The 19,726-nt window shown below is 37.6% G+C and carries 18 protein-coding genes; 3 read left to right on the top strand and 15 right to left on the bottom strand.

Features of this window, described 5'->3' with window-relative positions:
• Positions 1–275 precede the first annotated feature (275 nt).
• Complete coding sequence (locus MUW56_RS15295) at positions 276–2,507, top strand: reprolysin-like metallopeptidase (protein ID WP_292013988.1); 2,232 nt, start codon at positions 276–278, stop codon at positions 2,505–2,507.
• Between the two features lie 272 nt (positions 2,508–2,779).
• On the opposite strand, the gene MUW56_RS15300 is transcribed toward MUW56_RS15295, so the two are convergent.
• From MUW56_RS15300 to MUW56_RS15365, 14 genes are all read right to left on the bottom strand, one after another.
• Complete coding sequence (locus MUW56_RS15300; protein WP_292013989.1) at positions 2,780–4,339, bottom strand: sodium:solute symporter; 1,560 nt, start codon at positions 4,337–4,339, stop codon at positions 2,780–2,782.
• A 194-nt stretch (positions 4,340–4,533) separates the two neighbouring features.
• Entirely contained in the window at positions 4,534–4,821 is a 288-nt protein-coding gene (locus MUW56_RS15305; RefSeq protein WP_292013990.1) for a GNAT family N-acetyltransferase, read from the bottom strand.
• A gap of 1 nt (position 4,822) precedes the next feature.
• Complete coding sequence (locus tag MUW56_RS15310) at positions 4,823–5,218, bottom strand: OsmC family protein (protein ID WP_292013991.1); 396 nt, start codon at positions 5,216–5,218, stop codon at positions 4,823–4,825.
• Entirely contained in the window at positions 5,218–5,436 is a 219-nt protein-coding gene (locus MUW56_RS15315; protein ID WP_292013992.1) for a (4Fe-4S)-binding protein, read from the bottom strand. Before MUW56_RS15315 ends, MUW56_RS15310 begins: the two co-directional genes overlap by 1 nt.
• A 1-nt stretch (position 5,437) precedes the next feature.
• The gene (locus MUW56_RS15320) at positions 5,438–6,016 is read right to left on the bottom strand and encodes a TMEM175 family protein (protein ID WP_292013993.1); all 579 of its coding nucleotides are present in this window, start codon (positions 6,014–6,016) and stop codon (positions 5,438–5,440) included.
• Positions 6,009–6,548 (bottom strand): NADPH-dependent FMN reductase, encoded by a 540-nt coding sequence (locus MUW56_RS15325; protein ID WP_292013994.1) that lies wholly within the window; start codon positions 6,546–6,548, stop codon positions 6,009–6,011. The genes MUW56_RS15320 and MUW56_RS15325 overlap by 8 nt, the downstream gene beginning before the upstream one ends.
• Positions 6,549–6,569: 21 nt before the next feature.
• On the bottom strand, positions 6,570–7,469 hold the full coding sequence (locus MUW56_RS15330; RefSeq protein WP_292013995.1) for a pirin family protein: 900 nt from the start codon (positions 7,467–7,469) through the stop codon (positions 6,570–6,572).
• A gap of 56 nt (positions 7,470–7,525) precedes the next feature.
• Positions 7,526–7,837: a GNAT family N-acetyltransferase gene (locus MUW56_RS15335; RefSeq protein WP_292013996.1), complete on the bottom strand. Its 312-nt coding sequence runs from the start codon at positions 7,835–7,837 to the stop codon at positions 7,526–7,528.
• A gap of 270 nt (positions 7,838–8,107) precedes the next feature.
• A complete protein-coding gene (locus MUW56_RS15340; protein WP_292015421.1) occupies positions 8,108–8,983 on the bottom strand; it encodes a pirin family protein in 876 nt (291 codons plus the stop codon).
• 183 nt (positions 8,984–9,166) lie between these two features.
• Positions 9,167–10,573 carry an MFS transporter gene (locus MUW56_RS15345; protein WP_292013997.1) on the bottom strand — a complete coding sequence of 469 codons (1,407 nt, stop codon included), beginning with the start codon at positions 10,571–10,573 and terminating at the stop codon, positions 9,167–9,169.
• A 141-nt stretch (positions 10,574–10,714) separates the two neighbouring features.
• Positions 10,715–11,557 (bottom strand): hypothetical protein, encoded by an 843-nt coding sequence (locus MUW56_RS15350; RefSeq protein WP_292013998.1) that lies wholly within the window; start codon positions 11,555–11,557, stop codon positions 10,715–10,717.
• A gap of 312 nt (positions 11,558–11,869) precedes the next feature.
• Complete coding sequence (gene asnB, locus MUW56_RS15355; protein WP_292013999.1) at positions 11,870–13,537, bottom strand: asparagine synthase B; 1,668 nt, start codon at positions 13,535–13,537, stop codon at positions 11,870–11,872.
• A 318-nt stretch (positions 13,538–13,855) separates the two neighbouring features.
• Positions 13,856–15,523, bottom strand: coding sequence for a GLPGLI family protein (locus MUW56_RS15360; RefSeq protein WP_292014000.1), 1,668 nt, complete (start codon positions 15,521–15,523; stop codon positions 13,856–13,858).
• Positions 15,524–15,708: 185 nt separating this feature from the next.
• Positions 15,709–16,914 carry a methyltransferase domain-containing protein gene (locus MUW56_RS15365; protein ID WP_292015422.1) on the bottom strand — a complete coding sequence of 402 codons (1,206 nt, stop codon included), beginning with the start codon at positions 16,912–16,914 and terminating at the stop codon, positions 15,709–15,711.
• Between the two features lie 306 nt (positions 16,915–17,220).
• Here MUW56_RS15365 and MUW56_RS15370 point away from each other — a divergent pair, with 306 nt between their 5' ends.
• A complete protein-coding gene (locus MUW56_RS15370; protein WP_027373877.1) occupies positions 17,221–17,565 on the top strand; it encodes a zinc ribbon domain-containing protein YjdM in 345 nt (114 codons plus the stop codon).
• Positions 17,566–17,936: 371 nt separating this feature from the next.
• Here the strand turns inward: MUW56_RS15370 and MUW56_RS15375 are convergent, their stop codons facing one another.
• Positions 17,937–18,872, bottom strand: a complete 936-nt coding sequence (locus MUW56_RS15375) for a sulfate/molybdate ABC transporter ATP-binding protein (protein ID WP_292014001.1) — start codon at positions 18,870–18,872, stop codon at positions 17,937–17,939.
• 75 nt (positions 18,873–18,947) lie between these two features.
• Here MUW56_RS15375 and MUW56_RS15380 point away from each other — a divergent pair, with 75 nt between their 5' ends.
• On the top strand, positions 18,948–19,607 hold the full coding sequence (locus MUW56_RS15380) for a YceI family protein (protein WP_292014002.1): 660 nt from the start codon (positions 18,948–18,950) through the stop codon (positions 19,605–19,607).
• Positions 19,608–19,726 lie beyond the last annotated feature (119 nt).

Raw genomic sequence — 19,726 nt, forward strand, 5'->3', positions numbered from 1 at the left:
AATTTTGAAAATTTAATAACAAAAAACAGAAACTTGATTCATTTACAGTTAATATTTTACATGATATTAGTTGTTATTAATAGTTTTATTTTGTTTTAATGTGATATTAATTGTTTTTATAAAGTGATGCTCAATTTTGTCGTTTTTACTGTAATAATTGTACAGATTTGATTAATTTTATAATCATTTGTAATTGAAATTATTAAATTTTCAGATCTGGATTTTTTTCAAATCTTTTATTTTTTATTGCATTTTGTAAACCAACCATCATAAATATGAAAATTAAACAATTATTTTATTTAGGGATATTCATGATATCCGTTTCCTTAGTGAAAGCACAGGATTTTTTTACAGAGATCAATGCGAAATCCCTTAAAGCAGAATCTAAAAGCAGAACCGTACAGCCCGAAAAGTTTCTTACCTATAAACTGGATGTGGCTGGTATAAAAAGCTATTTTAATTCTGTTCCGGAACTGAAAGATAATGATCTTAAGGACCATGCAACCCTTATAGTCCTTCCGATGCCTGATGGAACTAAAGCTAAATTCAAAATCTGGAAGTCTTCAGTGATGGCTCCGGAACTGGCTCTGAAGTTTCCTCAGCTGGTGACTTTCACCGGCCAGGGGATCGATGATCCATATGCTACTATAAAACTGGATTTTACAGAGTTGGGATTTCACGCTCAAATAAAATCGGTGGTCACAGGTGATCTTTATATTGATCCTTATGCAAAAAGTGATATTCAACATTATATCATTTACAAAAAAAGTGATTTACTTGACAAAAACCCGAGAATATGCGGAACGAAAGATGAGAGCTTTCCATTAGAAAAAAAAAACGAACAAAAAACCGTTACCCCAGGCGTAGGCAGCCAAATTAGAATTTTTCGGTTCGCAGTAGCCTGCACAGGTGAATATGCACAAGCTGCAACGGGATTATCTTCACCCACAGTTGCACAAACCCTGTCGGCTATTGTAACATCTGTAAACAGGGTGAATGGAGTCTATGAACAGGAAGTGGCAGTAAGGCTGATATTAATACCTGATGAAACCAGCATTATCTTTACAGATCCGGCTACAGACCCTTTTAATGGAAATAATGATGCATACACGTTAATTGACGAGAGCCAGGCCCAGATTGATACAAGAATAGGAACTGCCAATTACGATATAGGACATACTTTCAGTACAGGCGGCGGCGGATTGGCCGGAGTGGGAGTGATATGTAACAATTCCTCCAAAGCGAGTGGAATTACCGGTTCATCTAATCCGGTTGGTGATCCTTATGATATTGATTATGTTGCCCATGAAGTAGGACATCAGTTTGGTGGTCCCCACACATTTAATGCAATAACAGGAAGTTGTAATGGCAATCGCAGCGCTTCCAATGCAGTAGAACCTGGAAGTGGAATTACAATTATGGCTTATGCCGGTATTTGCGGTGCTACCAATAATTTAGCCCCCAATAGTATTCCTATTTTTCATAGCCGCTCATTTCAGTCCATCACAACGACTGTGCAATCAACAACCTGCCAGGTGACAACTCCTGTTTCCAATACAGCTCCTGTTGTCAATGCAGGAAATGACTATACCATTCCTAAGAGTACCCCGTTTAAGTTAACAGGCTCAGCAACAGATGCTCAAAACAACGGCCTTACCTATTGCTGGGAACAAAACGATACGGGACCGGCAGGAAACTGGAATGCGCCGTCCGGAAATGCGCCTTTATTCAGATCTTTTATACCGACTACTGTTCCTTACAGGTATTTTCCGAAAATTACAGATGTTCTCAATAACACGACAACGATAGGAGAGATTTTACCATCCTATGCAAGATCCATGGAATTCAGATTGTCGGTGAGAGATAATAACGCAGGATGCGGCGGCGTTGCCAATGATGACACAATAATTACAGTGGATGGAAATTCAGGGCCGTTCACTGTAACGGAGCCTGGTACAGCGGTAAGCTGGACGGGCAACACTTCACAAACAATAACTTGGAATGTAGCCAATACAACTGCTGCTCCTGTAAGCTGTGCCAATGTAAGCATTTTACTTTCAACGGATGGAGGCCTTACGTATCCAACGACCATTTTAGCCTCTACTCCAAACGATGGTTCAGAAGTTATAACAGTTCCTAATGTAAATACTGCGCAAGCCAGAATTATGGTTGCAGGAATAGATAATGTCTTTTATAATATCAACCCTGTTAATTTTACAATTAATCAGGTATTGGGTGTCACTGAAACAACTGGAAATAAAGAGGTATTTGCAGTATATCCTAACCCAAGCAAAGGGCTTCTTACTATTAAATTTACCAGTCAAAATGATAGGTATGATATCATGGTATACGATGTAAGCGGGAAATTAGTGTTTAGTAAATTGAATAATCAATTAAACCATGATAAATCAGGGACTTTTAACTTAACTCATTTAGTGAAAGGAAATTATTTAATTAAGGTGAAAACTAAAAATATGGATAAAACCATAAAATGGATTAAAGAATAGGCAATGCCTAAATACTTTTGACTAATCCGAAATCCGATATAAGGGTAAAGGACAAAAAAAGGCTGTTTTAACCATAAAACAGCCTTTTTATATTGGTACCGATGCTATTACGGAACCTTACCATAAGATCAAAGAAATCAAGAACCCCGACCTGTAAATTGTACAGTTGATTTATAAAATAGTCAGTATACCTCTGAAAAGAAATGACAGGCATAAAAAAAGAGCAGTATAAAATTACTCCTCTTTTATTGAGCTGAAACTTAATTTTTTAATTAAACGACCCTTAAATACTGTTTGTTCTTGACCAGCCACAGACCGATAAAGGTAAGCAGTCCGTTGAGAACAATCAATTCCACACCAATTCGGTAATCAGTATAAGTGGTCACCGATAGGTTGATTAAATAGGTGAGAATTGGAGCGATAATGGTCACCGCAAGAATGGCATATTTTTTTGAAATCTGGAATTTGGTAAAAATTCCGAAAGCAAAAAGGCCTAAAAGCGGTCCGTATGTATAACCGGCAATTTCCATGATAAGATAAACAATAGATTTATCATTCATGGCTTTGAAAACCATAATCAGGATGAAGAAAACGACAGTGAACGTCAAATGGACTTTCATACGGAGACGTTTCTTCTCTTTTTCAGTTTTGGTCTTGTCTTCATTAAGGTTTAATAAATCTACACAGTATGAGCTCGTTACAGCAGTTAAAGCACCATCCGCTGAAGGGAATAATGCCGAAATCAACCCGATAATGAAAATAATAGAAATCGCCATCGGAAAGTATCCCTGAAGTGATAATGCAGGGAAGAGGTCATCACCCATAATATTCTTGATATTTCCTGATGCGTCCTTAAACCCGAAAATATGGCTAACGGTTTCTGATTTGATTGCTCCGTATTCTGCTCCATGCTGTAAAGCAAAAAGATATAGTAAGCCTCCTAAAAATAAGAAGGCAAGATTGACAAGAAGAAGCGTTCCTGCGAAAGTCAGCATGTTTTTCTTTGAATTCTTGAGATTGTCAACCGAAATATTTTTCTGCATCATTTCCTGATCCAGGCCTGTCATGGCAATTGTAATAAAAATTCCTCCTAATATGGTTTTAAGGAAAAATGTTTTGGAATTAGGATCAAAATTGATGAAATGGGTATAGTTTTTCTGTTCTAAAATAGTGTATGCCTCACCAAAAGATAAATTTAAATTGGATAAAATATACACGATGCAGGCTACTAAGCTGATGATCATAAAAGAGGTTTGCAGGGTATCTGTGATCACAATGGTTTTTACCCCTCCTTCAAAAGTATATAGGAGGACCATTACTAAAAGTACAAGAGACGTCACCCAAAACGGAACCCCCAATCCTTCAAGTAAGAATATCTGTAAAACATTGACTACCAGGTATAATCTTGCCGTAGCACCAATAGCCCTGGAAATGATAAAAAATATAGACCCGATTTTATGAGCTTCTACATTAAATCTCTTTCCGAGATAGGTGTAAATGGAAGTCAGGTTCATCTTGTAATACAACGGAAGTAATATAGCTGCAACAATGAAATATCCAATGAAGAAACCAATGACCATCATGTAATATTCAAACCCTCCATAGATATATTCCGTACCCGTCATTTTTCCAACGGTTCCCGGAACTGAAATAAAGGTAACACCACTTAAGCTGGTTCCTATCATCCCGAATGCGACAAGCCACCATTTACTTTTTTTGTTACCAATAAAGAATGACTGGTTATCAGAATTCCGGCTTGTAAAATAAGAGATCACCAAAAGCCCGATAAAATAGATAAAAACAAATAGCAAAAGGATAGTTCCTGAATTCATGCTTCAATTTTAAATTTTAGCAAATATAGTTTTTTTCTGTTCTGCTGAAACCTCCATGATTCAAAAATCCAATGACATCGTATGACAAAGGTTCCTGACCATCCTAAAAAACAAGTAACAAAACCGGAAGAAAAAGAAAAACCTTTCAGAGTCTTGATCTGAAAGGTTTGTATGATAAGGGTGGAAAACAGGTATTAATTCACTAGAACATCCTGCAGTTCCGCGCTCTTTTGGAAGCTTGCCTTAGCGAAAGGGCAGAGGGGAATGATCTTTTTGCCATTCTTCCTTGCAAAATCTACAGCTGCCAAAAGCATTTCTTTACCTACACCTTTTCCGTTATAGGCTTCTTCCACCTCAGTGTGGTCAATAATAAATCTTTCTTCTCCTGCCCAGGTATAGGTCATCATTCCTGCGCGCTTTCCATCTATGAAAGCTTCAAAACTTCCGTGTTTTTCGTCGTTGTTTTGTTTTACTTCGATCATATTACGAGAATTTAGTTAGTATTTCTATGTCGTTAGTTAATATTTTGTGAACCGGGCAGGCGTCAGCAATGGTATGCAGCCTTTTCATCTGCTCATCATCCAATACGCCTTCAAAACTGATATCTCTTTTGAAAACGGCTCTTTTGGTCAATGGAAAATTTTCAAGTTCTACTTCTACATTGATGTTTTCTACCTCCCATTCCTTTCTTTCAATATACATTCTCAAAGTAGCCGCAGTGCAGCTTGCCAGGGAAGTGGCCAGGATTTCTAAAGGATTAAACCCTTTGTTTTGTCCGCCTTTATCTATCGGCTCATCAGTAATGATCGTATTTTCACCCGCTGTTACTTCTGTATAATATTTTGTTTTTCCTAAACTTGCTTTTACCGTTACCGCCATTATTTGTCTGTATTGAATTTATAACTTAATGCGCCTGACGGGCATTGATCTATCTGTTTTTTAAGTTCTTCAGGGGTTGCATTCTGTGCTTTGATCCAGGGTCTCTCCTTGGGATTGTAAACCTGGGGAAGCATTTTTACACATACAGCCGAGTGGATACACTTTTGAGGCTGCCAGATGACAGTAATGTCGCCGTTGGGATATTCGTGTGTTTCCATATTAATTTTCTTTTAATGATTTTTCGATTCTTTTGTCCGGAATCAGCCATATGAGAGCCACGATATAATAAAAACCTATGGCAATATAAGGATAAAAAAACGAAGTAGCGATTCCAAGGACGTAAAATATAATAGAGATGTATTCTTTATATTTTGAATGTATAGCTTCTTTCAGCTTTGAACTTTCTCCCTCATACCGGATGATCACGTTTTCGAGTATAGTATAGGCAATAGCCGACATGATGAGTCCAATACCATAAGTCGCCACCGGATTTTTTGCAAAATGAGTGGTCCCTATCCATTCTGTTGCAATCGGCATCAGGGAGAGCCAAAACAAGAGATGCAGATTGGCCCACAAAATGCTGCCGTTTACTTTTTTTACGGTCTGAAACAAATGATGATGGTTGTTCCAGTAAATGCCCACATAGATAAAACTGAAAATATAAGCTAAAAATCTTGGAAGCAGCGGTTTCAGACTGGCCCAGCTGCTGCCTTCCGGTACTTTCAGTTCAAGTACCATAATGGTAATAATAATGGCCAGAACACCATCGCTGAAAGCCTCTAGTCTGCCTTTAGTCATTGGTTTTGACTTGATTTTTAAAGTTTTCTATCTTACCTTTCAGATCGTTCAGCATATCAGGATTGACAATACCGTTTTCAAGATCAAAATTTTCATAGAATTTAGGCAGTGAAAAAGTATCCCTGATGTCTGCCGCAAATTGCGGGAAAAATGTTTTGGCCGTATTCATAACATTTCCTCCGCCATAGCCGCCGGGAGAAGTACTCATCAGAAGCATAGGCTTATTCTGAAATACTTTAACATTGATCCTTGAAGCCCAATCGAAAATATTTTTAAATGCAGCACTGTAAGATCTGTTATGTTCCGCAAGAGAACAGATAATGATATCGCATTCCTCAATCATTTTTAAAAATTGGTGGGCTTCATCAGGAAAACCTTTCTTCTCCAGATCTACTGAAAAAACAGGCATTGTGAAATCATTGAGGTCAATTAAATTGATGTCTTCATTCTGAAAATCCTTTAAAACAAACTTTACCAGCTCTCTATTGATGGAGGTGGAAGAAGTACTTCCTGCAAATGCTAATATTTTCATGGCTGTAGGATGGGGACAAGATTATTTTCTGTTTAAAATAGCTTTCGGAAGAGGTACGTATTCCTGATCATCCCCTGGAACCAAAGGAAAAGCATCATGATTCTGATCACTCCAGTTTACTTTAGCCTGATCAATCAGCTCTTTGTCTGAATTCACAAAATTCCAGAATATAAAGCGTTCCTCATCAAAGGGCTCACCCCCGAAAAGATAAACAGTTCCATTTTCACTCATCTCAAACTCGCAAAGCTTTGTGTCTTTTGCGATCATCAGCTGTTTGGAGCCGTAGGAATTTCCATCAGTGGTTACAGTACCATCCAGAACATACATGGCTGCTTCACCATACAGGTCTTTTCCTATGCTTATTTTCTTTGCATCTTTCGTTTTGATCTCAAGAAAAAACAGTTGGCTGTGTACGGGAACCGGCGATGTTCTTCCAAATGCTTCACCGGCAATTAATTTATACTGAATTCCATCTTCTTCCCAAACCGGAATATCATCCGCTTCAATATGATGAAAAGTAGGCTCAGACTGTTCCAGGTGTTTCGGAAGACCTACCCAGATCTGGAATCCGTGAAGTCTTTTATCACTGTGTCTCAAATATTCAGGAGTCCTTTCAGAATGTACCACTCCTTTCCCGGCAGTCATCCAGTTGACAGCTCCCGGTTTTATTTCAACAGCACTTCCTATGCTGTCTCGGTGGAAGATAGATCCTTCAAGAAGGTAGGTTAATGTTGATAATCCGATATGAGGATGAGGCGGAACATCAAGGTTTTGATAATCTTTCAGTTCAGAAGGCCCCATGTGATCGATGAAAACAAAAGGCCCCACAGCTCTTTTCTCACGGAAGGGAAGGAGCCTTCCTACCAGAAAGTTTCCTATATCTGCTGCTTTTTCTTCAATGATAAGTCCAATATTTGACATGATAAATAGTTGTTTTTTTAGTTGTTTAGATAAATTGAGATGCTTTCGTAGCGGATTTAAAGTTGCTGATATCCTTCAAATTTTTCATCCACGATACGTTTCCATTCCGGATGTTTCTTGATAAAAGCGAAAACATAAGGACAGAATGGTAAAAGTTTTTTACCGCTTTCCTCAATATAGTTCAGTGTTTTTTCCACAATTGCTGCAGCTGCCCCTGTTCCGGCCAGTTCCGGCCCGGCTTCGGTATGGATCAGGACAATCTGGTGGGTAGTCTCCCGATAGTCAATGAATGCATAATGTCCGTTAACTTGTATTTCAAATCTTTTATCGGTTTTTACAAGAGGTATATTTTCAAATTCTGGTTTCATAATTTTTGTATTAAAAGATGATGGGTTATCAACTAAAGAATCAACTTTAATGTAATTGCATGATGATCATTTCGTAGAAATCTCAATAATTTAATATGAGAATCTGATCCGGATCCCTACGGAATGACAATAAGACGCAGGTGTATAATGAATTTAATTGCAGATCAAAAAACATCAGTTGATAAATCTGCCTTTGTATATTTAATCCCACATCATTATATAAAGTTAATAAAAAAGGAATAATCGAAGATTAAAATAAGTTTAATTCTGTTAATCCTCCAGGTAACCAAATTTCCCGGTATTAAAATCTTCAAATGCCTGCATGATTTCCTCTCTGGAATTCATGACAAAAGGCCCGTGGGGATAGATCGGCTCATTAATAGGTTCTCCGCTGATGATCAGAATAATTGAATCTTCACCGGCTTCAACCGTGAAAGTTTCGCCTTCATTTTTAAATAGGGCGAGATGGTCTGCCTTTACTTTTTCTTCCCCGTTAATAATGATATGTCCTTCAATCACCAAAGCTGCGGTATTAAAATGAGCCGGAAAATTAAACTCTGCCTTTCCATTGGCTTTAAGCTTTGCATTCATCATATGCACCGGAGTGAACGTATCGGCTGGCCCTTTATGGCCGTCATACTCGCCGGCAATAACTTCCACAGATCCATTTTCACCTAAATCCACTCTTTCCATGGTGCTGTTTTCAATAGCCTGGTATTTGGGATTGCTCATCTTATCTTTAGCCGGAAGATTGATCCATAGCTGAACCATTTGAAAGATTCCTCCTTTTTTTGACCATTCCGTTTCATGATATTCTTTATGAAGAACCCCTTTTGCAGCCGTCATCCACTGTACGTCACCCTCTCCGATAATACCGCCTCCGCCGGCACTGTCGTGATGTTCCACTTTGCCATTATAAGCTATTGTTACCGTTTCAAAACCTCTGTGCGGATGAACTCCTACTCCTCTTGGTCTGTCTGAACCATTGAAATGAAACTTTGAATTGTAATCCAGCATAATGAACGGGTCCATTCTTTTCATATCCAATCCGTGTACGCCCGGGATAAAATTATGAACCCTGAATCCATCGCCTACAAAATGCGCAGGTTTTGGAGCTACTACGATTTCTACTTTTTTAGTCGCCATCATATTGATTTTTTATATACACAAAAATATCACAGCGAAGAGGAAAATACATTGATCTGTGTTAAGTTCGTAGGGTAAGGAAGAGAAAATTATATCGGCAAAGGCGAAAAAGTAAAATCGCTAAAAGACAGGGAGTGTAAATAGGCAAATTCGCAAGTCAACTGTTGATATTTTCCATTACAATTAATCTTCCTTCGATCTCATATTCTTCCCGTCTGAAATATGAAGCCTTCTGAAGACAAAACCTGACAAAATGGTTAGTATTCCTACGGTGAGAAAGGTATAACGGAACGCATTGTGAATCTCACCTTTGATCAGATCTGTATTTTCAAATAATTTTAAAACAATTAATCCGAAAGCAATTCCGAAACCGATAGCGAGTTGCTGATTGACAGATATCAACGAGTTGCCGCTGCTCGTCTGGAAATTCCGGAGGTCTGCAATGGAAATGGTATTCATTGAGGTAAACTGGATCGAATTGAAGAATCCCAGCACCGCGATAATAGGAATAAACCAATAGAGGGAAGTATGGATATTGGGAATAGCAAGCAGGCAGATCAGGGTTCCGATAATAAATGTGTTCACCATTAAAGTCTGCCGGTAGCCGTATTTATCTAAAATTTTGATAACGGATGATTTCCCGAATATAGCTGTTAAAGCCATTGGAGCAATAATCCATCCGGAAGTCACTGCAGACTGTTTATAAGCAATCTGAATCATCAGTGGAAGAAGAAGCGGAACAGAGCTGATTCCTAATCGTGTGGCCAGGTTTCCTACAATTCCTACACGGAACGTTCGTACCTGAAACAAATTCAAAGGAAAAATTGGATTTCCCTCTCTTCTTGCATGTTTGTAATAATAATAAAGAAATAAAAAGCCCATAATAAATACAAGAAGCACCGGCGTAATATTTTGGATATCCCCGAAAAGTTCCAGTGAAACGGAAAGCAGGAGAGAAGCGGCGGCAAAAATTAAAAAGCCCTTTAAATCAAAGTCTACATTGTCAGATTTATAATTAGGCATAAATTTTAAACCTAAAAATATTCCCAACACTCCAATTGGAATATTGATCAGGAAGATCCAGTGCCAGGAAAGATAATCCACCATATATCCACCCACCAATGGACCGAGTACGGGGCCAATAAGTGCTGGAATAATGGCAAAATTCATGGCCTTAAGCAATTCGTTTTTATCGAAGGTTTTAATCAGGGCTAGTTTACCCACCGGAGTCATTAAACTTCCTCCAACTCCCTGGATCACCCTTGAAATAACAAGCTGCGTAAGATTCTGAGATAATGAACAGAATAACGAGCCCAGACTGAAGAGTACCAATGAGAAAATAAATACCTTTTTTGTTCCGAACCTATCTGCTAAAAATCCGCTGGCAGGCATGAAAACAGCCAGTGTCAGAACATAACTTATGATGGCGTTCTGCATATTCAGCGGCGACTCATGAAGATCCTTTGCAATGGAGGGCAGGGAAGTGTTCAGGATGGTTGAATCCAGCATTTGCATGAAAATAGCGGTAGCCAGAATCAGGGGAAGAATTTTCTTTATTGAAGTCTGTTGTGGATGGGATGTTTCTGTCATTGTATACAGGCTGGAATGTTTACAAACTTCCAGACTTATTTTATTTCAAGAAAATGCTTGCTTTAAGCAGTTTCAATCTTTAGATAAAGAAATCTGTATAAAATTAAAAAAGTCCTGCGAAATATCACAGGACTTTTTGATTTATTTTCTAGGTTTTTCTACTCCTTTCCATTCCTCGCCGGCTTTTCTGTACTGGCTTAGCATATAAGTTTTGAAGTCCTTTGTTTTATATTCGATATTATCGGTATTCTGTTCAAACGGCATGATATAATAATAGTCTATATCCGTTTTGTCAGATTTATTTCCTTTTTTTACAGAAGGAACATATTTGGTGAATTTGTAGTTCGGAAGATATTGTCTTAATCTTGTATAGAAAGCCTTATCTTCTTTTTCGTTTGGAATGATGTCTACAATATTGAAATCATCTTTTTTCTTATCAATCCAAAGATAATAGGTCTTCTCTTCGCCCATATTCCTGTTGTAGGAATTAAAGGCAAACAATTCTTTCGGAACCAGTTCCTTGATTTTTTCAGGATCAACCTTTGTATAATATTGGCCTTTAGAAGGGTCTACATACGTTTCAAGATTGTACATTAAAACAGAATTGTTTTCGAATTTTTTATTTTTAAAATACTGATTTAATGATAATTCTGCAGTAGCTCTCAATTCTTTACCTCTGTCATCCAGTTTTTTGGTTGGGTTCTGAGGATTTACTTTCTTTACGAACTCATATAATACCGCAGGTTTTACATCTTTAAGGTGAGGATACGTTTTAAGCTGCTCTGCTTTTACCAGCCAGTAAAATTGTTGATAGTAGTCATCTTTATCTGCATCTTTCACACTTTTGTAAGCTAAAGCAAGCTTTTTTGAATTCAGGTATTTGCCAAATTTTCCCTGTCCAAAAGCAAAACTTATAGATAATAAGGCAAACAAAACAGTAAGGTTTCTTCTCATTTTTTTATAATTGATATTTTCGTTTTCCAAATATAATTATTTATTAGATATTATTTTTGATTGTCGGTGAAAATCTGTTGATATTATTGCCGTTAATTCAAAAGAAAATCCTGTATTGCTACAGGATTGATAAATTATGGTGCCGGAAGTTGGATAGTAGAAGCAGAAAGCAAATTTTTTTTATACTCTATAAAAAGCAGATCTGGAGTAAAGAACAAAGAATAAAGACCTTAGCTTTAAACCTGAAACTTTGAACCTTAATCGTCAATTGCCCAGTTGTGAATTGCTTCCCTGTAGAAATTGACAAGCGAAGCGGATTGATGATTCACCATTGATTCCATTCTAATATGAGGTCTCATGTACCTTCACCGCTCTTCCACTTGGGTCATTCATTTTTTTGAAAGCCTCATCCCATTCCAGCGCGATGGGAGTGGAGCAGGCTACAGAAGGAACAGAAGGAACAGTGGCTGCTGAAGTTTCACTTGGGAAGTGTTCTTCAAAAATAGTTCTGTATCTGTATTCTTCTTTGTTTTGAGGAGTGTTCAGTGGAAATCTGAATCTTGTGTTAGCCATCATATCATCGGAAACTTCTTTTTCCGCAACTTCTTTTAAGTTGTCAATCCAGGAATATCCTACGCCATCAGAAAACTGTTCTTTCTGTCTCCAGGCAATAGATGCCGGGAGAATATCCTCAAAAGCTTTTCTTAATACCCACTTTTCAATCTTTCCTTCGGCGGTATCGATCATTTTGTCTTTTGGGTTAAGGGTCATTGCGATATCCATGAATTCTTTATCCAGAAAAGGAACTCTGCCTTCTATTCCCCAGCTCATTAATGCTTTGTTGGCTCTTAAGCAGTCATAAAGGTGAAGCTTTCCAAGTTTTCTTACTGTTTCATCGTGAAATTCCTTAGCGTTAGGAGCTTTATGGAAATATAAGTACCCACCGAACAGTTCATCAGAGCCTTCTCCGGAAAGAACCATTTTGATTCCCATGGATTTGATAACTCTTGCCAGAAGATACATTGGTGTGGAAGCTCTGATTGTTGTTACATCATAAGTTTCTAAATGATAAATGACATCACGCACAGCATCAAGACCTTCCTGTACGGTAAAGTTAACTTCATGATGAACAGAGCCGATATGTTCTGCCGCTTTTTTTGCAGCCGCCAGATCAGGTGATCCTACAAGCCCTACAGCAAAACTGTGAAGCCTCGGATACCATGCTTCCTGGGTATCGCCGCTTTCTATTCTTTGTCTCGCAAATTTTGCTGTAATAGCTGAAATCACTGAAGAATCAAGACCTCCGGAAAGAAGTACACCATAAGGAACATCACTCATCAATTGTCTGTGAACAGCATCTTCAAGTCCTTTTCTTACCTTTGCAATATCGGTTTCATTGTCTTTTACATGATCAAAACTTTCCCATTCTCTTGTATACCATTGCTGCAATGCGCTGCCATCCTGGCTGTACACCAAATGTCCCGGTAAAAACGGTTCTATTGTTTTACATACTCCTTCCAGGGCTTTTAATTCGGAAGCAACATAATAGTTCCCGTTTTTGTCCCATCCCTGATAAAGAGGGCAGATCCCCATATGATCACGGGCGATCAGATAAATCTCATTTTCAGTATCGTATAATGCAAATGCGAAAATCCCGTTCAGTTTTTCAACGAAATCTTTTCCGTATTTTCTGTAAAGTGCCAAGATTACCTCACAGTCGGACTGCGTCTGAAACTCATAGTCCGGAAATTCTTCTTTTAATTCTCTATGGTTATAGATTTCACCATTGACGGCTAATACTACTTTTCCATCCTTAGTAAATAGAGGTTGTTTTCCTGATGTAGGATCAACAATAGCAAGTCTTTCGTGGGAGAATACTACTTTTTCATCCTGGAAAACTCCGCTCCAATCCGGTCCTCTATGACGGATTTTTTTTGACATTTCTAGAACCTGAGGTCTTAATATTTCGGTTTTTTGTTTAGCGTCAAATAGACATACAATTCCACACATATTTTTATTATTATGAAACAAAAGTAAATGTGCTGTTTAAAAATAACAATGAAAAATGTCTAATAGTTAAAATTTTTAATTAAATAATTTATTTTAAAGAAAAATATTAACTATTTAAGCTGATTAATATGTTTTTGATTAATTTTTTTCGTTCAGGATAAGTGAGCTCTATCTCTATACGAAATAAAAATGACATATTTATTAATGTATGATAATTTATTATACAAATTTTACCCCTTACTTTGTGGCTCGAAATAATTTTTTTTCATCATTTGTGTTTTTACCTTCTTGCAATTCTCATGCAAGAAGGTTTTGTTTTTATTGTACTCCCAGTAGCACCCCTGCGACATTCCATGAACTGAAACTTGTCCCTTCTGAAGGGCCTTGCGGGATTTTGATCTGAATCGTATGTTTTCCTGCTTTCAGGTCTCCGAGAGGAATAAAGTTGGGGTTAGTCACTGTTCCCGGGCACCAGTTCGATCGGCTGAGGTCAGATGATGAAAGTCCGTCCTGAAAATTTCCCGAAGCAGGATTATACAGGCGGTAAGAGCCACAATCGGTTCTCCATGGGATAAAAGAAAATACAGGTTTCCCATCCAGGGAAATAGAATTGGTTTTAGGAACAAATTCATCCCCGTTTTCCCAGCCGCCATGTCCTGTAGCCGTATATCTCAGCTGAGCGTTTTTTATGTCTTTTTTCAGGGTAAAATCTACCCAAAGCCCTTTATCCTGATTGAACATGGTGGAATAGTCCTGTCCGGCCATTTCCATGATATTCAAAGTGTTGAATAAAGGAATGGCGACATTGTTTTTATAAACCGTCTGATCGCTTCTGTGAATGGTAATTTCAAGACTTACTTTGTGGCCGCCCTTATCATAATTGCCGATAAATGTACCTACCCAAAGTTCTTTTCCTGATAAAGAAGGTTTTAATTCTGTAATATCCTGCCGGTAAGGGCTGATGGTCTGCCAGTTTTTTCCTTTAAGCTGGATATGATTGAATTTCTGGATTCCGAAGGCAGTAAAGAATCTCATCATTTCCGTAGCAGGACTGTAGTTGTCAGTAGTTGTTACTCCGTAATATTGTTTCCCGTTTCCATTTTCGTAAACAGGAAGCGTTTTTGCCCCTTTTTCCAATCCATCGAAAAAAGATTTTTCCTTATCCTGCGGAATGAAAAATACAGTCCCGGTTCTGTCATAGGCATCTCCGTTCGACTGCTGCTTCAGTTCTACAAAAATATTTTCACCTTCTGTCATGGCAGGGAATTTTATCTTTTTAAGAATGATAGTTCCGTTGGCATATCTTTTTATCTGGCCATCTGATTTTGAGGCATCAGAGAAATTGATCGTTTCATTTTCAAAAACATTCAGGGTGGTGAATCTGCTTTTCCAAAGAAGGTCCTTGTATCCTAACTGATCTGCTGTTTGTACGTTTCCTGTTAGAATATTTTCAATGCCGGTATTTTTGATTTTTTTGATTGAACCGGCCGTAAGTAGGGAATTTTTATTTCTTTCCACTTCCAGAACAAGTCCCAAATTCTGTCCCAGAACAGAAGGACCACCTTTCAGCTTAAGATCATTGGTATACCAGACTTCAATGGTGTTTGAATTGACTTTTGTAACCGCTTTTTTACAGTTGTATCCTAAGATTTTTTTAGTTTCATTGGTGAGTTCAAAATCCTGTTTTCCCACAGACTCGGCATCTGATGTGGAAATAATTGAACCGGGTTTTAAAAAAGCATAAGAAACAATAGTGTTGGATGGTTTTTCTACCTTAGTGATTTCATAGGGGTAGCTGCTTTTTTGTTCTTTGATAACGCTGTTGAGGATGAAATTTTCTTTCTCATTGACCCAAACCAGTGTAGAGGGCTGATCAGCTAATGTTTTTCCGTTATAAGAGCTGATGTACTGAATTTCATACGTCTGTGCAGAAAACAGACAGTATATGAAAACAGCCAGAAAATTGAAAACAATTCTTGTATGCATAACTAGATGGGTTTGCCACAAAGTTATTTTAACTTTTTATGACATTAAAACGGTTGTAATCTATGCTTAGTTAGTAGACAATACAGGAGAATTGTTACAGAGAAATCTAAAAAAAACTAGATTTTAGCAACAAAAAAACTACTCTGCTCCAGAGTAGTTTTTTTATATTTTATTTCAGAGAAAGATTAAGATACTCTTTCAATCAAAGCCATATAGAATCCGTCGTAGCCTTCACTAGGCATTACTTTTTCGTCCTTGATCATTTTGAATCCGGGATTGGTTTTAAGAAATTCTTCTACTTGCCCGTTATTTTCAGAAGGAAGGATAGAGCATGTTGCATATACCATTTTTCCGCCTTTTTTAAGCATTTTGGAATAGTCCTGAAGGATCTGCTGCTGTTCTTTTTTGATTCTGTCAATAAAATCCTGGTCAATTTTCCATTTGCTGTCCGGATTTCTTTTTAAAACTCCAAGACCTGAACATGGAGCATCGATCAGCAATCTGTCTGCTTTCTCATGAAGGCGCTTGATCACTTTGTTGTCAGAAATCATTCTGGTTTCGATATTGTGGGCTCCGGCTCTTTTAGCACGACGTTTCAGTTCTGCCAGTTTCCATTCAAAAATATCCAGTGCTACAATCTGGCCTTTGTTTTTCATTAATGCCGCTAAGTGAAGGGTCTTTCCACCGGCACCGGCACATGCATCCACCACTCTCTGGCCCTCTTTTACATCAAGGAAGTATCCTATTTTCTGTGAAGATGCATCCTGAACTTCAAATAAACCTTCTTTAAAGGCAGTGGTAAGGAAAACATTCTTTTTTTCCTCAAGCTGTACCGCATCAGGGTAGTTTTTAATAGGAAAAGAAGAGACTCCTTCATCGGAAAGATCGGAGATCAGTTCTTTCGTCGTTGTTTTTAAAGAATTTGTTCTTAAGACGGTTGGGGCCTGTTCGTTCAGTGCGGACATTTCTCTTTCCCAGTTGGCACCCAGTTCTTTTTCAAGTGTTTCAGCCAGCCAGTCAGGAATAGAGTATTCAATCGCTTTTGTAGGAACTGTATTCTTTTTAAGTTTGGTAAGGATGTCAGCAATTTTGATTCCGTCAAACTCTTCAAATTTTTTATAATTGGTTTTGCTCCAAAGAAGGTAAGCAATGATAAGTTTATAAATATTGTTGGGTTTCACACCCTCTCCCATATAGTACTCAAGGCGTTTTTTCCAACGGATGATATTGTAGAAAATCTCAGAAACAACTGCTCTGTCCTGGCTTCCCCATTTTTTATTAGCTTTTAAAAGTCTTTCGATTACTTTATCAGCGTATTTATTTTTCTCGAAAAATGTTTCTTGTAAAGCATCGTGAATTCCGATCGCCAAGTTTCTGTGAATAAGTTCCATAATTGCTTCTGCTGTTTGAATCTGCAAAAATACGAATTATAGTTGAGAGTTTGGAATTTGAGTCCGGAGAGTTTGAGGGTATAGAGTGGGAGCGTAAAATGCAGCTGATTTTACTATTCAAAGACAAGGCAAAAGGAGATGGTCTCTTAATACGGGTAAAGGATTAATTGACATTTTAAATTTTAAAATTCAAATTTGACAATTGTATAGTCTGATGTCTGATTCTAAAATCCGAAATCTAATATCTTAATTCCCGCTCTTGACTCTATCATCTAAAAAGCTCTACCTTTGCAAAAAATAAAAAATATGAGTGATACAGTACTTTGCCCAAAGTGTAGCTCGGAGTTTACCTATCCAAGCGATAATATGATGGTATGTTCCCAATGTTTCTACGAATGGAACCCTGAAGAAGCAGCTTCCGAGGCTGCCAATGAAGGAAAGATCTTAGATTCAAACGGAAACGAACTTCAGGATGGAGATTCTGTAGTTGTTGTTAAAGATCTTCCGGTAAAAGGAGCACCAAAACCGGTAAAAGCAGGTACTAAGGTGAAAAATATCCGTTTAAGACCAGGCAGTGATCATAACATCGACTGTAAGATAGACGGATTTGGAGCCATGGCTTTGAAATCAGAATTCGTAAAGAAGGCATAATTGCAGCTGGCTTTTAAAAGCCAACGGCTTAAAGCGATTGGCTGCAAGCCCATAAAAAAAGGAAAAATTGGACAGTGTAATCTTTCAAAAGACTTAATTGCAAGATTGCTAATGTCCGTCTAGAAGGCAGAAAGAGAATTAACCAAAAATTTCCTTATGCTGTGGAAATACAAATGTAAGAAAAAGTTTTTTACGACAGATTCTTATGTTTGTATTTTTTTATCCACAAATTGTGGATAAGTGTAAGATTTTCTTTGAGTTAAGTAGTGTCAGCTGGATGGTGTAATTAAGGAATTTGGAAGGTGGAGAAAGAAAAAGGTAAATAAGCAAATTTACAAATTCACCCTTTACTGTTTATCGGCTTTTGGGTCTTAAACAAATGAAATAGCAACAGAGCTGTCAAGTTTTTCATCAGTATACATTACTATTTCCCTGCCCTTTACTTTAATTTTATTCCAATAGTAATTTCCTGCAAACCGGCTTTCCAGGACTTCGGCATTGAGGCCATTTTCGGAAACTTTTATTTCTTTGGGATAATAGGATAATTTAGAAAGCTGAAGTTCTGCAGCTTCATTTTCATCAAAAAGATTGACTTCACCAAATAATTTGGCAACATAAGAATTATAAGGGTGGCGGTAGGTCTCTTCCGGGCTGTCATTTTGAATAAGCCTTCCATCCTGAAGAATAACGATCTGATCGAGCCAAGGCATGATATCCTGAAGTTCATGAGTGGAAATGATCAAAGAAACTCCATGTTGTTTCACATACCTGAAAAGTCTTTCACGAAGTTCAATTTTTCTGGGAAAGTCCAGGTTGCTGAACGGTTCGTCCAGGATAAGAAGTTTAGGCAGTACAGAAAGCGCTCTGGCAATGGCTACTCTCTGCTGCTGGCCCCCGCTTAAATATTTGGGAAGGATATGAGCGAATTCCTGAAGGCCTACAACTTCCAGGAGCTCCATTACGGTTTCTTTCTTTTCTTTTAAATTAATATTGGAAATAAATTTCCCTACATTTTCAGCAACGGTAGCATAAGGCATCAGATCAAAATTCTGCGCTACAAATTTCATTTCAGTTTCTCCGGGCACAAGATTTCCTTTAGGTCCCAGAAGATGAGTCCCATTAAAGATGATTTCGCCGCTTTCCCAGTCAAGAAGTCCATAAATCAAACTGAGAAGTGTGGATTTTCCGCATCCGCTTTCTCCTGCCAGGGCAATGATTCTGCCGGCTTTAAACCTTAAATTAAGGTTCTGAAACAACGGTTTGTCCTTGGTATGAGAAAAAAATAAGTTGTTTATTTCTAATAGCATATTACAAATGTAAGGTTTTTATGAAAACATGATTTTTTTTATTATATTAGCGGAACTAATAAAAATATATCAAAAATGAGAAAAAAACTGTTTTCGTTGGCTATTCCTGCTTTATTTCTTGCAGCCGTTGTCATTTCTTGTAAAAAAGACAAACCTCTTAGCAGCGAAAGTAATGAAGTGACCACTACCAAAGAGGGTAGCCAGTATACTTTGGATACATTAAACAGTAAGGTGGAATGGAAAGGATATAAGATATTTAAATCTGAAAATACCAGCCATTTTGGAACGATTAAGTTTGAAAGTGGTGATGTTACAGTAAAAGATGGAAAACTGGAAAGCGGTAAATTTGTTGCCGATATGAATTCTTTAACTTCCGTAGACTTAAAAGACAGCCCTGAAGATTTAGGAAAATTAAACGGGCACCTTAAGAGCGGTGATTTCTTTGAAGTAGAAAAGTTCCCGACAGCTTCCTATGAAATAACAAAAGTAACACCCGCTACAGAAGGTGATTATAACACGCTTTTAGATGGTAATTTAACCATCAAAGGAATTACAAAACCAGTTCAGTTTAAAGCAAATGTTTCTGTAAAAGAAGGAGAGGTAAGCGTAGCGACTGAGCCGAAAGATATCAAGAGAGAAGAGTTTGGCGTAAAGTTCCAGGCTCCTGCTGAAAACGGGGTGATTAAAGATGAGGTAACTCTTCAGATCAGCGTTAAAGCTTTAGAAAAGAAATAATTTTTTTATTTAAGTGAAATAAGTGATTGAAGTCTGCCTCCCGAAAAAGAGGCAGATTTTTTTATGAGTCAATTAATTATTACACTTAAAAATCGTATTTTTGCAAAACATTTTGAAAG

It is taken from the genome of Chryseobacterium sp. (assembly GCF_022869225.1).
In the GTDB taxonomy this organism is placed as follows: domain Bacteria; phylum Bacteroidota; class Bacteroidia; order Flavobacteriales; family Weeksellaceae; genus Chryseobacterium.

What these genes read in the sequence shown, in the direction of transcription:
- MUW56_RS15295 (WP_292013988.1), top strand. Translation starts at nt 276, where the DNA reads ATGAAAATTAAACAATTATTTTATTTAGGGATATTCATGATATCCGTT.
- MUW56_RS15300 (WP_292013989.1), bottom strand. Translation starts at nt 4,339, where the DNA reads ATGAATTCAGGAACTATCCTTTTGCTATTTGTTTTTATCTATTTTATC.
- MUW56_RS15305 (WP_292013990.1), bottom strand. Translation starts at nt 4,821, where the DNA reads ATGATCGAAGTAAAACAAAACAACGACGAAAAACACGGAAGTTTTGAA.
- MUW56_RS15310 (WP_292013991.1), bottom strand. Translation starts at nt 5,218, where the DNA reads ATGGCGGTAACGGTAAAAGCAAGTTTAGGAAAAACAAAATATTATACA.
- MUW56_RS15315 (WP_292013992.1), bottom strand. Translation starts at nt 5,436, where the DNA reads ATGGAAACACACGAATATCCCAACGGCGACATTACTGTCATCTGGCAG.
- MUW56_RS15320 (WP_292013993.1), bottom strand. Translation starts at nt 6,016, where the DNA reads ATGACTAAAGGCAGACTAGAGGCTTTCAGCGATGGTGTTCTGGCCATT.
- MUW56_RS15325 (WP_292013994.1), bottom strand. Translation starts at nt 6,548, where the DNA reads ATGAAAATATTAGCATTTGCAGGAAGTACTTCTTCCACCTCCATCAAT.
- MUW56_RS15330 (WP_292013995.1), bottom strand. Translation starts at nt 7,469, where the DNA reads ATGTCAAATATTGGACTTATCATTGAAGAAAAAGCAGCAGATATAGGA.
- MUW56_RS15335 (WP_292013996.1), bottom strand. Translation starts at nt 7,837, where the DNA reads ATGAAACCAGAATTTGAAAATATACCTCTTGTAAAAACCGATAAAAGA.
- MUW56_RS15340 (WP_292015421.1), bottom strand. Translation starts at nt 8,983, where the DNA reads ATGGCGACTAAAAAAGTAGAAATCGTAGTAGCTCCAAAACCTGCGCAT.
- MUW56_RS15345 (WP_292013997.1), bottom strand. Translation starts at nt 10,573, where the DNA reads ATGACAGAAACATCCCATCCACAACAGACTTCAATAAAGAAAATTCTT.
- asnB (WP_292013999.1), bottom strand. Translation starts at nt 13,537, where the DNA reads ATGTGTGGAATTGTATGTCTATTTGACGCTAAACAAAAAACCGAAATA.
- MUW56_RS15360 (WP_292014000.1), bottom strand. Translation starts at nt 15,523, where the DNA reads ATGCATACAAGAATTGTTTTCAATTTTCTGGCTGTTTTCATATACTGT.
- MUW56_RS15365 (WP_292015422.1), bottom strand. Translation starts at nt 16,914, where the DNA reads ATGGAACTTATTCACAGAAACTTGGCGATCGGAATTCACGATGCTTTA.
- MUW56_RS15370 (WP_027373877.1), top strand. Translation starts at nt 17,221, where the DNA reads ATGAGTGATACAGTACTTTGCCCAAAGTGTAGCTCGGAGTTTACCTAT.
- MUW56_RS15375 (WP_292014001.1), bottom strand. Translation starts at nt 18,872, where the DNA reads ATGCTATTAGAAATAAACAACTTATTTTTTTCTCATACCAAGGACAAA.
- MUW56_RS15380 (WP_292014002.1), top strand. Translation starts at nt 18,948, where the DNA reads ATGAGAAAAAAACTGTTTTCGTTGGCTATTCCTGCTTTATTTCTTGCA.